Source organism: Sphingobium sufflavum (assembly GCF_021403115.1).
GTDB classification, from domain to species: Bacteria; Pseudomonadota; Alphaproteobacteria; order Sphingomonadales; family Sphingomonadaceae; genus Sphingobium; species Sphingobium sufflavum.
In genome coordinates this window covers 176,636-190,065 of the sequence record NZ_JAJSSH010000003.1, presented here as the reverse complement: position 1 = coordinate 190,065, position 13,430 = coordinate 176,636, and the positions used below count along the sequence as shown (strand labels likewise).

The following is a 13,430-nucleotide window of genomic DNA, read 5'->3' as shown; positions in this document are numbered from 1 at the left end:
ATGCGCATTTCCGCCTGGGCCATCCGCAACCCGATCCCGGTTGCGCTACTCTTCATCCTGCTCACCTTCGCGGGCGGCATCGCCTATCTGAAGATGCCGGTGAAGCAGTTCCCCAACATCGCCCTGCCCATCGTCAACGTGACCGTCAGCCAGAATGGCGCCGCGCCGAGCGAGGTGGAGAACCAGATCACCCGGCCCATCGAAAACGCGCTGACCGGCGTGGCGGGCATCAAGTCGATCAGTTCCAACGTCACGCTGGGCGTGTCCAACACCACGGTCCAGTTCGAGCTGGGCACCGACCTGCAAAAGGCGACCGACGACGTGCGGACGCTGGTCGAGCGGACGCGCGTGCAATTGCCGCCCGGCATCGACCCGCCGACCGTGCAGCGGCTCGACCTCGACAGCGCGCCGGTCATCACCTACGCCGTCGCCGCGCCGTCGATGACCGCGACGCAGCTCGCCTGGTTCATCGACAATGACGTGGCCCGCGCGTTGCAGGCGGAGGGCGGCGTCGCGCAGGTGCTGCGCATCGGCGGCGCGGACCGGGAGATCAACGTCGTCCTCGACCCCGAACGCATGGCCGCGCTCAACATCACCGCCGCGCAGGTCAACAGCGCGCTCTTCGCCTTCAACAGCGACAACCCCGGCGGCCGGGCGACCGTCGGCGCGGTGGAACAGACCATCCGCGTCATCGGATCGGCGCAGGACGTGGCGGCGATCCGCGACCTGACCATCCCGGTGCAGGGCCGCTATGTCCGCCTGTCCGACGTGGCGGAGGTGGGCGACGGGCAGAGCAGCGTGCGCGGTTTCGCGCGCCTCGACGGCCGTCCCGTCGTCGCCATCCAGATTTCCAAGACCAGCGCGGCCAGCGACGTCGCCGTCGCGCGCAACGTGCAGCGCGCCATCGACCAGCTGGTCGTCGCGCATCCGGCCGTGTCCTTCACCCCCATCATGTCGACCGCCGACCTGACGCAGCGCAGTTTCCGCGCGACCGTGCATGTGCTGATCGAGGGCGTGCTGCTGGCGATCATCGTCGTCTTCCTGTTCCTGCGCGACTGGCGGGCGACCGCCATCGCCGCCGCCGCCATGCCGCTGTCGCTGATCCCGACCTTCATCTTCATGGCGGCGATGGGGTTCAGCCTGAACGGTATCACCCTGCTCGCGCTCACGCTGGTCATCGGCATATTGGTCGATGACGCCATCGTGGAGATCGAGAATATCGAGAAGCGGATCGAGGCGGGCGAATCCCCCTATCGCGCCGCGCTGATCGGTGCGGACGCCATCGGGCTGGCGGTCATCGCCACCACCGCGACGATCATCGCCGTGTTCGCGCCCGTGTCCGTCATGCCGGGCGAGGTGGGGCAGTTCTTCAAGGAATTCGGCCTGACCGTGGCCGCCGCGGTCTCCTTCTCCCTCGTCGTCGCGCGCCTGCTCACGCCGCTGATGGCCGCCTATTTCCTGAAGCCCCGGCACGAGCGCACGACCAAGCATGAAAGCCCGGCCTTCAGCCCGACACAGGCGAAGGTGATGGACTGGGCGCTCGACCGGCCCTGGCTGTGCGCGGGACTGGGCGCCGGAATGTTCGTCCTCGCCATCATCATCGCGGGCACGTTGCAGGTCGGCTTTCAGGCGACCCCGGACCGCAACTATGTCTATGTGGCGGTGGAGGGCGCGCCGGGCAGCGGCCGCGCGGTGATGGACGAGGCGGTGCAGAAGGCCGCGAAGCTCATCCTGCGCGAACCGGATGTCGAGCATGTCTTCACGCAGGCGGGATCGACCAGCGGCTCCTTCTCCGGCGGCGGCGGCGATTTGCGCGCGGGGACGATCACCGTCGTCCTGAAGCATAAGCGGTCGATGTCGTCGGAAAAATTCCAGGCGATGATCGGGCCGAAACTGCGCGCCATCCCCGAAGCGCGCTTCTATAATCAGGGCAATTTCGGGCAGGCGGCGGTCTCCGTCGTGCTGGCCGGGCAGGATGGCGCGCAACTGGAGCGGGTGCAGATGAAGCTGCTGCGCGAGATGCGCGGCGTGCGGTCCATCTCCGACCCCCGCGCCACGCCCGCGGCCCCCGGCCCGGAACTCATCATCACCCCCCGCCCGGCGGAGGCCGCGCGCCTGAACGTGGACAGCCGATCCCTCGCCAATGTGCTGCGCATCGCGACCATCGGCGACATCGACGCATCGGTCGCCAAATATTCGGCGGGCGAGCAGCGGGTGCCGATCCGCGTGCGCGTGGCGGAGGACAGCCTCGACGACCTCGACACCATCGCCGCGCTGCGCGTGCCGACGCTGGACGGGCGCACCACGCCGCTGTCGAGCGTGGCGGACATCCGTTTCCAGGCCGGTCCGGGCAAGATCATCCGCTATAATCGCGAACGGCGCGTCGCGGTGGAGGGTGATCTGGCGGTCGGCTCGGCGGTCGGCTCCGCCCTTGCCGATGTGCGCGCGCTGCCCACGATGAAGAACCTGCCCGCCGGCATCCATCAGGCGCAGGAAGGGCAGAGCGAGATGATCGGCGACCTGTTCGTCGGCTTCATCCTGGCGCTGATCGCGGGTATCGCGCTGACCTATACCGTGCTGGTGCTGCTGTTCCGGGGCTTCTTCAAGCCTGCGGTCATCATGGGCGCGCTGCCGCTCAGCATGCTGGGCGCATTCGCTTCCCTCAAGCTGTGCGGCTTTGCGCTGGACCTGCCGGTGCTGATCGGCCTGCTGATGCTGATGGGACTGTGCGCCAAGAACAGCATCCTGCTGGTCGAATATGCGATCGAGGAGGAGCGGGCGGGCGTGCCGATGCGGCAGGCGCTGCGCGACGCCTGCGTCCAGCGGACCCGGCCGATCATCATGACCTCCGTCGCGATGATCGCGGGCATGGTCCCCACCGCGCTGGCGCTGGGCGAAGGTTCCGAAACGCGCCAGCCGATGGCGGCGGCGGTCATCGGCGGCATGCTCAGCTCCACCCTGCTGTCGCTGATCCTGGTGCCGGTGATCTATGAGATCGTCGACAAGATCGAGCGGCGCATCCTGCCGAAGCTCAGCCGCTTCGTGACGCAGAAGCAGCCGGGCGACGACGATCCGCTGCCCGGCGAGGTCAGCGGGATTTGAGCGTGAAGGGCGCGGGCTGGCGCGTGATACAGAAGATGACGGGCACGAAGGCGACAAAGGCCCCGCAAAGACAGGATGAGGAGAGACGATGATGCCGAACGCCCGCATGGCGACCATGAGGATGCCCGCCCTCTCCTTATCGGCCATGGCCCTGCTCGCCGCGCTGGCGATGGCCGCGCCGCCGCTCGCCCATGCCCAACCGGCGGACCCGACGGCGGAGCCGGTCTGCGCGCCGCTCCCGCCCTCCCCGCAGGCGAGCGACGAATGGGCGGAGATGTTCCTGAAGCCCGGCGAAAGCTTCAGCCCCGCCCGCCTCTCCCCCGCCGTGCGCCAGCAGGCGGGCGCGTGGATGGCGGAGGAGCAGAAACGCAAGAGTCAGGACTGGCCCTATCTGTGCCGCTATGCCGCCGACAATGCCCGGCTGGTCGCCAGCGGGCAGCGGCCGCATGTCGTCTTTATGGGCGATTCCATCACCGAAAACTGGGTGAAGGGCGATCCCGTCCTGCTGGGCGGCGGCAACGCCGGGCGCGGGATCAGCGGCCAGACGACGCCGCAGATGCTGCTGCGCTTCTATCCCGACGTCATCGCCCTGCATCCCCGCGTCGTGCATATCATGGCGGGCACCAACGACATCAGCGGCAACACCGGCCCGACCACCGACCGCACCATCGTCGACAATCTGCGCGCGATGATCGTTCTGGCCAAGGCGAACCGGATCAAGGTGGTGCTGGGCAGCATCACCCCGTCGAGCGGCTTCACCATGCGCCCCGGCGCCAACCCCGCCACCCGCATCATGCGCGTCAACGGCCTGCTGCGGCAACTGGCGGCGGAGCAGGGCGTGACCTTTGCCGACTATCATGCGCCGATGGCCGATGCACAGGGCGGCCTGCGCGCGGGTCTCGCCAATGACGGCCTGCACCCCAACCGCGACGGCTATGCGGTGATGCGCCCGGTGACGCAGAAGGCGATCGCGCAGGCGGAGCGGTGACCGGCGGGGCGATGGCGGCCAACGTCCGGCACGACTGAATCGGGTGTTGGCGGGTCGGGACGGAACCTCCGCTGGCCTGCGCCCGGATCGACCGGATGCCTCGCCCCGACCCTTTCCGGCTGCACCGCCCCACCCGGCGGATGGCGCGCGCATTCCGCCCCTTCCCGGATTCGCCATCGCCGGCAGGATCGAAGCGCGCCATCCATCGTTTGGGAGGGATGACCCTGTGCGCGGTGGGACTCCATGGCCGATTTCATCACTTCGTTCCTGAAGGCGACGCGGCTGGCGCGCAGACGACGCCCGCTCTCCGCCGCCTTTGCGCTGGGCGATGGCCTGGCGAGCCTGGGCAAGCCCAAGGCCAAATCGCGGCGCAAGCCAGCGGCCAAGGCCCCGGCCCAGCTAAAACCCCAGCTAAAACCCCGCTCCAAACCCGCCGCAGCCCGGCCCATCCGCCCAAAGAAACCGCCGGGTATCGCCAAGCGTCCCGCACCGGGCAGCTTCACCAGCGATGAACTGGCGTGCCCGCAAGGCCTCGTGCGCTACCGCCTCTATGTGCCGCGAGGGTCGGCGCGGCAGCGGCTGCCGCTGGTCGTGATGCTGCATGGCTGTTCCCAATCGGCGGAGGATTTCGCGGCGGGCACCGACATGAACCGGCTGGCGGACGAATTAGGCATCGTCATACTTTATCCGCAGCAATCGCAGGCGGCCAATCTGGCGCGCTGCTGGAACTGGCACGATCCCGACAATCAGGCGCGTGGCCGGGGCGAACCGGCGATGATCGCGGCGCTGACCCGCCACGCCATCGCCCTCACGCGGGCCAACCCCGCCCGCATCTATATCGCGGGCCTGTCCGCCGGGGGTGCGGCGGCGGCGATCGTCGGGGCGGCCTATCCCGACCTTTATGTCGCGGTGGGCGTCCATTCCGGGGTGGCGCGGGGCGACATCCGCTCGCTGGGGGCCGCGCTGTCCGCCATGCGCGGCAGGGCCGGTCCCCGTCCGACCGGCGGCCTGCCGCGTCCGCTGCCCACCATCGTCTTCCATGGCGACAGCGACCGGGTGGTCCACCCGTCCAACGCGGGCGGATTCCTGAGCAATCTGGAGCGGTCGCGCGCCGGTCCGCTCCTCTCCCAATCCATATCGGGCCGGTCGGAGGGCGGGCGGGATTTCACGCGGAAACTTTATCGCACCGGCACCGGGCAAGTGCTGCTGGAGGACTGGACGATCCATGGCAGCGGCCATAGCTGGTCGGGCGGGCGCGCCACCGGGTCGCACACCGACCCCGCCGGGCCGAGCGCGTCGCGCGAGATGCTGCGCTTCTTCCTCTCCTACCGCCGGGGCGCCTGACGCGGATGAAGGGGGAAAGACCCGTCAGCCGCCCGCCAGCGCCTGTCGCCCCAGCGCCGGATCGTCGGTGAAGATCGCGTCCAGCCCCGTCGCCAGATAGCGCCGCATTTCCGCCACGCTGCCCGCCGGGTTGCGCGCGGCATCGCCCTTGTCATCGCGAAAGTCGGCGGCGAGGAAATGATTTTCAGGCCGGAACGTCCAGACGCCGACCCGCAGCCCGGCCCTGTGCGCCGCCTCGACCAGACCCGTCGGCCGGCCCAGCCGCCCGTCCGGTCCCAGCGGGATGACCATGCGTGTCGGTGGCGCGAGATAATCGGCATAGCTGGCGATGTCGGCCAGCCCGGTCGCGATCATCGCGCCATAGGTGCGCGTGCCGCCCGCCGCCGCCACATCGGCGGGCGGGCGCGACGGATCGCCGATCAACTGCATCAGCTGGATATTGCCGAACGCGGCGATACGCGGCCGCAGCGCACGCAGATTGGCCGTCTCGAAAGACTGGATGATGAGCGGCGCACGACGCAGCCAGGCGCTCCGGCCGATCAGGTCGAGCAGCCGCCCCTCCTGCGGCAGGCCGATGGACGCGAAATAGCCGCCATGCTTGATCTCCGGGATCAGGCCGATGGTGCGGCCGCGCGCACTGGCCTCCGCCGCGGTGAAATCCGCGATTTCCTCCAGCGAGACGATCTGGAACGCGCCGTCATGGCGGCGGCTTTCGGGGCGCATCGCGCCCAGCCGCTCCTTCGCGCGCAGGGTCTTCAACTCGGCAAAGGTGAAATCCTCGGTGAACCAGCCTTCCTGCCGTTCACCGTCGATGGTCTTCACCGTCCGGCGCCCCGCAAACTCCGGGCGGGCGGCGACATCGGTGGTGTCCGCGATATTATTCTCGTGCCGGGCGACCAGCACGCCATCCCGCGTCACGACCAGATCTGGCTCGATAAAGTCCGCGCCATCCTCGATCGCTTTGGCATAGGCGGCGAACGTATGTTCGGGCCGCAGCGCCGAACAGCCCCGGTGCGCGATCAGCAGCGCCCGGCGCGGCGGCGTGATCGGGGTGGGGGCAGGTGCGGGGGCGGCAAACACCGCCGCCCCCGTTCCCATGTTGGCCGTCGCCCCTGCAACGGCGAGGCCAGCACCCGCACGCAGCAGGCTCCGGCGCGATACTGGCCCCGCGCGCATCAGAACGTCACCGACAAGGTGCCGAACCACTGGCGCGGCGGGATCGGATAGGCGTTGAAGCTGTTGGTGTTGGAGCTTGCCTGCACCGTCGATGCGCCCGTCACGTCGAACAGGTTGCTGACGTTCAGGCTGATCTCCGCCTTCTGCACCGCCAGCCCGATGAACTCGGTGGGCAGGCGATAGCCGATGCGCGCGCTCGCCTGGAACACCCGCTTGACCGACGCGTCATTGGTGAAGGTGGTGAAGCGGCGACCGACATAGTCACCGATGACCTGCGCGTCGAAATCGCCCAGCGTCAGCGTCGCGACCGTCTTGTTCATCCATTTCGGGCTGACCGGCACCTGCTTGCCGCCGGTCGGCACCACGCCGCCCACGGTGGCGATGCCGCCGATGCGCGTGCCGGTCGCCTGACCGGTGACGGTGCTATAGTCGCTGTCATAGCGGCTGTTGTTGTACGACAGCGCGTTATAGAGCGAGAAGATGGAGCCGAAGCGGAAGGTGACCGCCGCGTCTACGCCGTCCGTCTTGACGCTGCCGACGTTGAACACCGCCGGCGTGCCGCCGGAGATGGAGCCGCCGCCGATACCGCCGACCGCCGCCGTGATGCCCAGCAGGCGGTTGCGGAAATCGACATGATAATAGTTTACCTGCGCCTCGATGCCCGTCAGGAACGAGCTGTCGATGGTGCGGCGGGTGCGGAAACCGATTTCATAGGTCCATGCGGTTTCCGGGCGGCCATAGTTTTTCAGATTGTCGAACGCCGCCTGGCTGCCCGTGCTCCATGGGGTGACGCCGCCCGCGCCATAGGGCTGGAAATGGCGCAGGTTCTTCTGGACGTTGACGTACAGCTGCTCGCTGCCGGTCACGTCCCATTTTGCGCCGATGGCGGGCAGGAACCAGCGTTTCGTGTTGATCTCGCCATTGGGCAGCGCGCTGGACGAACCGGCCAGCGACCCGATGATCGGCTGCACGGTGAAATTGCCGCTGGCGAATTGCAGGCTGGACTTGAAACCGCCCTGCACCAGCAGGCTGGGCGTCACCTGCCAGGCATCCTGCACATGGAATTGCACCGTGTTGGTCCGCATCTCGCTGCCATATTGGGTGAACAGCGGGTTCGACGGCACCGCATAGGGGCTGTAGTCCTGCGGCCGGGTCACGTCGAGGCCGTACCAGCGGCGATAGGCGGCGGAGCTGTTATACTCATACCATGCGCCCGCCTGGATGGTGTGGTCGCCCAGATGCACGTCCAGGGTGGAGATCATGCCGCCCCGGTCGATGCGATATTCGGTGGTGCGGATCGCATAGCCGGAATTGCCGGTCGCGGCCTTCAAATTCTGGCCGGGGAAATAGAGCGCGAACAGGGTCGGCAGCGACGCGACCGTGATCGGCCCCGCCACGATGCCCGCGCCGTCATTATGGTGATAATAGACCTGGTTGGACCAGTCGATCGCGTCGGTCAGATGCGCCTGATATTTGATATAGCCCAGATAGTCGGTGCGCAGCGCGGCGCTGTAGAAATTGCGGTAATTCTGGGATTCGGCGGAGGGGACGTTACCGCTGGCGTCGAGATAGGCGACCGCCGCGTTGAAATCCGGGTAGAAGAAGGGGCGGACATAGGGCTGGTACGCCTGCGCCGCGTTGGCGGGCGTCTTGTACACGACCGTCGCGTCCTCGTTCGGCTCCTGCTTGTCCGAATAGGCGAAATAGGCGCTCAGCTTGCCGTTGCTGTCGTCATGGACGAACTTGGCGTTGGCGGCCCAGCCACCCTGACGGCCGTTGAAGTCCCACGCCCGCGCGCGCTGGCGCACGACGGAGACATAGCCCGAATTGCCGCTGCCAAATTCGCCGCTGTCCACGCGGACAAAGGTGCGGGCGGTGCCATAGCTGCCCGCCGTATGGTTGATCTGCACGCTCCGCTCCTTGCGCGGATCGCTGGAGAAATTCTCGATTGCGCCGCCGAGGTTGCTGGTGGCCGCGATGCCCAGTTCCGCCGCGCCGGTGGCGACGACGACGCTGCCGACATTCTCCGAAATGATCGCGCGCTGCGGCGACAGGCCGTTGAAATTGCCATAGCTCTGGTCGCCCAGCGGCACGCCGTCGAGCGTATGGCCGAGTTGCTGCGCGCTGAAACCATGGATGAAGAGCGAGGCGTTCTGCTCATTATTGCCCCATGGATCGGCGGTCACATACATGACGCCGGGCAGGGTCTGGATCGCCTTGAACGGCGCGACGCCGGGCAGGATCTTCTGGATTTCAGCGGCGGGGATGGCGGTGGCCGAACGGGTCGCCTTGACGCCGGTCACGACGATGGTGGCGGCGTCGCCATGCGGCGCGTCCGCTTCGGCGGCGCTGTCATCGGCGGGGGCCGCCGTCTGCGAAAAGGCGGGCGCACTGATGGCGAGCGACAGAAGTCCGGCACCGGCAAGCCAAAAAGCCCGCGAAAGCGAGTGAGCGTTCATAGTCTGAAATTCCCCTAGGATGCCGTGCGCCTTCGCACGTGCAGCGCGGCGTTAGCGGGGGTCCATGACGCTTTATGGGCGTGGCGTTGGCAGTTTTGTTACGGGCGCGCAGTTTGATGAGGGGGTTGCCTCATGCGTCGATCCGGCTGGGTTGCGTCTGGCATGGGCAGCGGGGCGACACGGGGGCAAAGCCTGTCGCGGCGACCCCGCCCGTCATGTCATCCTTGGCGCCCCCCCAAAGCGCGACGCCGCCGGAGGTAGGGCTGCGCGAGAGACACCCCGCGACCCTGTGTCACAGGACATCGCCGGACCGGAGACGATGCAACCCCGCCGCGTGGGAGGCCGCCTGCGCCCCGCTGGACGGCGGGCCGCGGCGACTCGTCCCGGCCCGCCCGGCTCAGCCATGGGTCAGCCCGCGACCGGGCGGCGCACCATCCCCTTGGGCTGCACGATCCCCAGGTCGAGGTGGGAGACCACGCCCGGCGCGGCGTCGCACACCGCCTGCACCGCCGTCGCGCCGACCAGCCCGGTCCAGGGCAGGCCCAGGAAAGGCCGCCGACCGTCCGCCGCCTCTGCGCCCATCAGCTTCACCTCCAGCCCCGGATCGCCGATGATGCGGACGCGATAGCAATCCTCGCCCACCTCCCAGCGCGGCTCGATGTCCTCGCCCAACTGCCAGTAGAAACGATAGATGATGAGCGGCGCGCCCTCGCACCAGCCGGTCCATTCATAATGCTGGCCGCCGACGGTTCCCGCCTTCACCTCGCCGAATTCATGGACGATGTCGCGCTTCGCGGTCGCGACCTCGAACTGGACGGTAACCTCGTCGATCGCCTTGCCCAGCCCCTGCGCCAGCATGTTCATGGAGGCATAGAAATATTTATAGGTTTCGGGCGACCGCTTGGGATTGGCGAGCAGTTCCGCCGGGTCCATGCCGAACCCCGCGACATTGGTGTAGATCATCGGGCTGCGCACCTTGTCGATGATCTCCGTCACCTCGATCGTGTCGATCCGGTCGCACAGGCGCACCAGCGTCAGCGGCAATATGTCGCCCGCAAAGCCCGGATGCACGCCGCATCCGTGGAAAGAACTGCCGCCCTTCGCACAGGCCGCCTCGATCCGCGCCGTCTCGTTCGGGAACCATCGGTTGGGCAGGAACGGCCCGGCGGGGGACACGACATTCTTGCCCGATTCCAGCAGGCGGCAGACGGTGTCCAGCGTCGTGTCCACCATGTTCAGCGGCGAGAAGAAGACGCAGTCCGCCTCCGCCGCGATGATCGCCTCCTGATCGTCCGTCGCCAGCACGCCCGTGGCGGGCAGGCCGACCAGATCACCCGCATCCTTGCCCACCTTGTCCGGGTTGAACACCAGCACGCCGACCAGGTCGATGGCGGGATTGCGGATGAAATGCTTCAGCGCGGCCGACCCGACGACGCCGGTCGCCCATTGGATGACGCGATATTTCTGCTCGGACTTCTGATCGGACATGGGGAGTTTCCTGTTCGCGGGGGGCGGGTCGGGGACGGCGGCAACCGTCAGTTCAGGCTGCGCACCTGCCCGCCATCCACCCGATAATTGGCGCCGGTGACAAAGCCGGACAGCGGGCTGGCCAGCGTGCAGATGATGATCGCCAGATCCTGCGGCGTGCCCAGCCGACCGGCGGGCGGCAGGTCGAACGCGCCATCGGCGGCCAGCTTGTGCGTGACCTCCTCAATGGTCAGGTCGGGGTTGCCATATTTGCCCCGACCGAACCGCAACAGGCCATCGACCGCGATGATGCCGGGCGAGACGGTGTTGACCGTGACCCCCACCCCCTTGAGCGATCCCGCCAGGCTGACGGTGAAATTGTTCAGCGCCGACTTCGCGCCCGAATAGTCCGCGCCCATGTTGTTGGGCTGCACCGCCACCGCGCTGGACACGTTGATGACCCGGCCAAAGCGGGCCGCGACCATGTCCGGCACGGACAGGCGGCACAGGCGCACCGACCCCAGCATGTTGGCATGATAGTTGGAAATCCAGTCGGGCAGGTCGATCTCGATCGGCGTCTTCGTCGTATTGCCGGTCGAACTGCCGCCCGCATTGTTGATGAGGATTTCGATGGGACCGCCCAGTGCGGCCACGGCCTCGGCGTGCACGCTGGCCGCGCCTTCATCGGTCGACAGATCGCCGATGGCCACGCCCGCCGCCTGAATCTCCGCCGCCACTTTTTCGGCCCGTTCGCGGTTGCGGCCATGGACCACGACCCGCGCGCCCTCCGCCGCCAGCGTGCGCGCGATCCCCTCGCCGATGCCGCTGCTGCTGCCCGTCACCAACGCCCGTCTTCCGCTCAGTTGCAGGTCCATGCGGCATCCCCTTCCCGTCGAATCTCTGGCCTGCGCAATGTTGCCCGCTGTACGCGGGGGCAGGACGTTGCCGACTTCTCGCACAGCTCGCGTCCGGCCTCGCTTCCCATATGGGGACACGGGTATGGGAGCGGAGGGGCGCTTCTACTTCCAGTCATGCTTACCACAGTCGCGCGCCACGCAGAGTTCCATCGCGATCATCGCTCTGGATGGATGCGGATGTTCATCTGCATGAAGAGGGCGGGCCTGAAAACGCACCATCCCCGCTGCCCCTCATCCACCGCAACACAGCACCCAAAAGAAAACCCCCGCGCGGCGAACCGGGCGGGGGCTTCTGCAGCGTTTGGATCGAACGCAGTGTCGGATCAGATCGAAGCGACTTCCGCCACATCGACCTTCACGCCCGGACCCATCGAGGACGACAGGGCGATCTTGCGGACATATTTGCCCTTGCTGCCCGAAGGCTTCGCCTTGACGATCGCATCGACGAAGGCGTCGAAGTTCTTGCGCAAGTCGGCTTCGGAGAAGCTGGCCTTGCCCAGACCCGCGTGGATGATGCCGGCCTTCTCGACGCGGAACTCGATCTGGCCACCCTTGGCGGCCTTCACGGCGTCGGCGACGTTCGGGGTCACGGTGCCCAGCTTCGGATTCGGCATCAGGCCCTTGGGACCGAGAACCTTACCGAGACGGCCGACGAGGCCCATCATGTCGGGCGTCGCGATGACGCGGTCGAAGTTGAAGTTGCCAGCCTGGATGCTCTCCAGCAGGTCTTCCGCACCGACGATCTCGGCACCGGCGGCCGTCGCCTCGGCAGCCTTGTCGTTGCGGGCGAACACGGCGACGCGAACGTCCTTGCCGGTGCCGGCGGGCAGCGTGACGACACCACGGACCATCTGGTCGGCGTGGCGCGGATCGACGCCCAGGTTCAGCGCGACTTCGACCGTCTCGTCGAACTTGGCGGTCGCATGGGTCTTGATGAGGGCGATCGCCTCGTCAACGCCATGCAGCTTGTTCGCGTCGACGGCTGCCGACAGGGCTTTCGCCTTCTTGCTGATCTTGGCCATGTGTTAGCCCTCCACCACGGTGAGGCCCATTGCGCGGGCGCTGCCTTCGATGATGCGCGTCGCGGCATCGATGTCGTTGGCGTTCAGATCCTTCATCTTGGACTCGGCGATCGCGCTGAGCTGCGAACGCTTGATCTCTCCGGCCGACACCTTGCCGGGTTCCTTGGAACCGGACTTCAGGTTGATCGCCTTCTTGATGAGGAAGGTGGCGGGCGGCTGCTTGGTGATGAACGAGAAGCTGCGGTCGGCATAGACGGTGATGATGGTGGGCAGCGGCGTGCCCTTCTCCAGTTCACCCGTCTGCGCGTTGAACGCCTTGCAGAATTCCATGATGTTCACACCGCGCTGACCCAGCGCCGGGCCGATCGGCGGCGAAGGGTTGGCGGCTCCAGCCGGCACCTGGAGCTTGATATAGCCGGTAATCTTCTTGGCCATTGTCACTCACTCTATAGATGGGCCGTTGCCTGTTTCAGCTTCGGCCCGGTTCAAGTTTAGCGGTCAGACGGCCCGGCGAAGGGCCTCCCGCGACAGAATCGCCCGCGTGAAGACGCGAGCGAAGCGGCGCCTATAGCGGCGTTGGGGTCAAAAGGAAAGCCGTGAATCACGGGCCTTTCGCGCCCATCGTCGCGCCCAATGCCTATGGTCAGTCGCCCGGTTTCTTCTTGCCGGACAGCAGCGCGTAGATCGCCATGGCATGGCCATGCCCCAGCGCCAGATCGGCCCTGGCCCATTCCACCACCGCCCCCGCCTTGACGCCCGGTTTCAGGACTCCGCCATCGGAAAGGTTCGCGGCGTCCGCCGCGCGTTTCAGACCATCCGCATCATGCCCGGTCTTTGCCTGGATCGTATCGAGATAGGCCTGAAACGACATGATCCTCTCCTTCCACACACTCGTCTGGCTACAATCTTTTCTGACCACGAAAAAGGGGACCAGAGCGCTCGCCCGATCCCCTTT

Annotated in this window: 10 protein-coding genes; 3 read left to right on the top strand and 7 right to left on the bottom strand. The window is 67.1% G+C overall.

Annotated features, from left to right (window positions below; translation table 11 throughout):
- The 3 genes from LWE61_RS06545 to LWE61_RS06535 all read left to right on the top strand — a co-directional run bounded on the left by LWE61_RS06545 (position 1) and on the right by LWE61_RS06535 (position 5,434).
- Entirely contained in the window at positions 1-3,102 is a 3,102-nt protein-coding gene (locus LWE61_RS06545; protein ID WP_234149237.1) for an efflux RND transporter permease subunit, read from the top strand.
- Positions 3,103-3,190: 88 nt separating this feature from the next.
- Positions 3,191-4,090, top strand: coding sequence for a GDSL-type esterase/lipase family protein (locus LWE61_RS06540; protein ID WP_234149236.1), 900 nt, complete (start codon positions 3,191-3,193; stop codon positions 4,088-4,090).
- 243 nt (positions 4,091-4,333) lie between these two features.
- Entirely contained in the window at positions 4,334-5,434 is a 1,101-nt protein-coding gene (locus LWE61_RS06535; RefSeq protein WP_234149235.1) for an extracellular catalytic domain type 1 short-chain-length polyhydroxyalkanoate depolymerase, read from the top strand.
- 24 nt (positions 5,435-5,458) lie between these two features.
- Here the strand turns inward: LWE61_RS06535 and LWE61_RS06530 are convergent, their stop codons facing one another.
- The 7 genes from LWE61_RS06530 to LWE61_RS06500 all read right to left on the bottom strand — a co-directional run bounded on the left by LWE61_RS06530 (position 5,459) and on the right by LWE61_RS06500 (position 13,346).
- Entirely contained in the window at positions 5,459-6,610 is a 1,152-nt protein-coding gene (locus tag LWE61_RS06530; RefSeq protein ID WP_234149234.1) for a glycerophosphodiester phosphodiesterase family protein, read from the bottom strand.
- Complete coding sequence (locus LWE61_RS06525; protein ID WP_234149233.1) at positions 6,610-9,069, bottom strand: TonB-dependent receptor; 2,460 nt, start codon at positions 9,067-9,069, stop codon at positions 6,610-6,612. The genes LWE61_RS06530 and LWE61_RS06525 overlap by 1 nt, the downstream gene beginning before the upstream one ends.
- A 408-nt stretch (positions 9,070-9,477) precedes the next feature.
- Positions 9,478-10,557: an NAD(P)H-dependent amine dehydrogenase family protein gene (locus LWE61_RS06520; RefSeq protein ID WP_234149232.1), complete on the bottom strand. Its 1,080-nt coding sequence runs from the start codon at positions 10,555-10,557 to the stop codon at positions 9,478-9,480.
- 47 nt (positions 10,558-10,604) lie between these two features.
- Positions 10,605-11,411 carry an SDR family NAD(P)-dependent oxidoreductase gene (locus tag LWE61_RS06515; protein ID WP_234149231.1) on the bottom strand — a complete coding sequence of 269 codons (807 nt, stop codon included), beginning with the start codon at positions 11,409-11,411 and terminating at the stop codon, positions 10,605-10,607.
- 365 nt (positions 11,412-11,776) lie between these two features.
- Complete coding sequence (gene rplA, locus LWE61_RS06510) at positions 11,777-12,475, bottom strand: 50S ribosomal protein L1 (protein ID WP_234149230.1); 699 nt, start codon at positions 12,473-12,475, stop codon at positions 11,777-11,779.
- A 3-nt stretch (positions 12,476-12,478) separates the two neighbouring features.
- Positions 12,479-12,910 carry a 50S ribosomal protein L11 gene (gene rplK, locus LWE61_RS06505; protein ID WP_234149229.1) on the bottom strand — a complete coding sequence of 144 codons (432 nt, stop codon included), beginning with the start codon at positions 12,908-12,910 and terminating at the stop codon, positions 12,479-12,481.
- A gap of 208 nt (positions 12,911-13,118) precedes the next feature.
- Positions 13,119-13,346: a DUF4287 domain-containing protein gene (locus LWE61_RS06500; RefSeq protein WP_234149228.1), complete on the bottom strand. Its 228-nt coding sequence runs from the start codon at positions 13,344-13,346 to the stop codon at positions 13,119-13,121.
- Positions 13,347-13,430 lie beyond the last annotated feature (84 nt).

Excerpts from the sequence above, each read along its gene's own strand:
- LWE61_RS06545 (WP_234149237.1), top strand. The coding sequence starts at position 1 with ATGCGCATTTCCGCCTGGGCCATCCGCAACCCGATCCCGGTTGCGCTA.
- LWE61_RS06540 (WP_234149236.1), top strand. The coding sequence starts at position 3,191 with ATGATGCCGAACGCCCGCATGGCGACCATGAGGATGCCCGCCCTCTCC.
- LWE61_RS06535 (WP_234149235.1), top strand. The coding sequence starts at position 4,334 with ATGGCCGATTTCATCACTTCGTTCCTGAAGGCGACGCGGCTGGCGCGC.
- LWE61_RS06530 (WP_234149234.1), bottom strand. The coding sequence starts at position 6,610 with ATGCGCGCGGGGCCAGTATCGCGCCGGAGCCTGCTGCGTGCGGGTGCT.
- LWE61_RS06525 (WP_234149233.1), bottom strand. The coding sequence starts at position 9,069 with ATGAACGCTCACTCGCTTTCGCGGGCTTTTTGGCTTGCCGGTGCCGGA.
- LWE61_RS06520 (WP_234149232.1), bottom strand. The coding sequence starts at position 10,557 with ATGTCCGATCAGAAGTCCGAGCAGAAATATCGCGTCATCCAATGGGCG.
- LWE61_RS06515 (WP_234149231.1), bottom strand. The coding sequence starts at position 11,411 with ATGGACCTGCAACTGAGCGGAAGACGGGCGTTGGTGACGGGCAGCAGC.
- rplA (WP_234149230.1), bottom strand. The coding sequence starts at position 12,475 with ATGGCCAAGATCAGCAAGAAGGCGAAAGCCCTGTCGGCAGCCGTCGAC.
- rplK (WP_234149229.1), bottom strand. The coding sequence starts at position 12,910 with ATGGCCAAGAAGATTACCGGCTATATCAAGCTCCAGGTGCCGGCTGGA.
- LWE61_RS06500 (WP_234149228.1), bottom strand. The coding sequence starts at position 13,346 with ATGTCGTTTCAGGCCTATCTCGATACGATCCAGGCAAAGACCGGGCAT.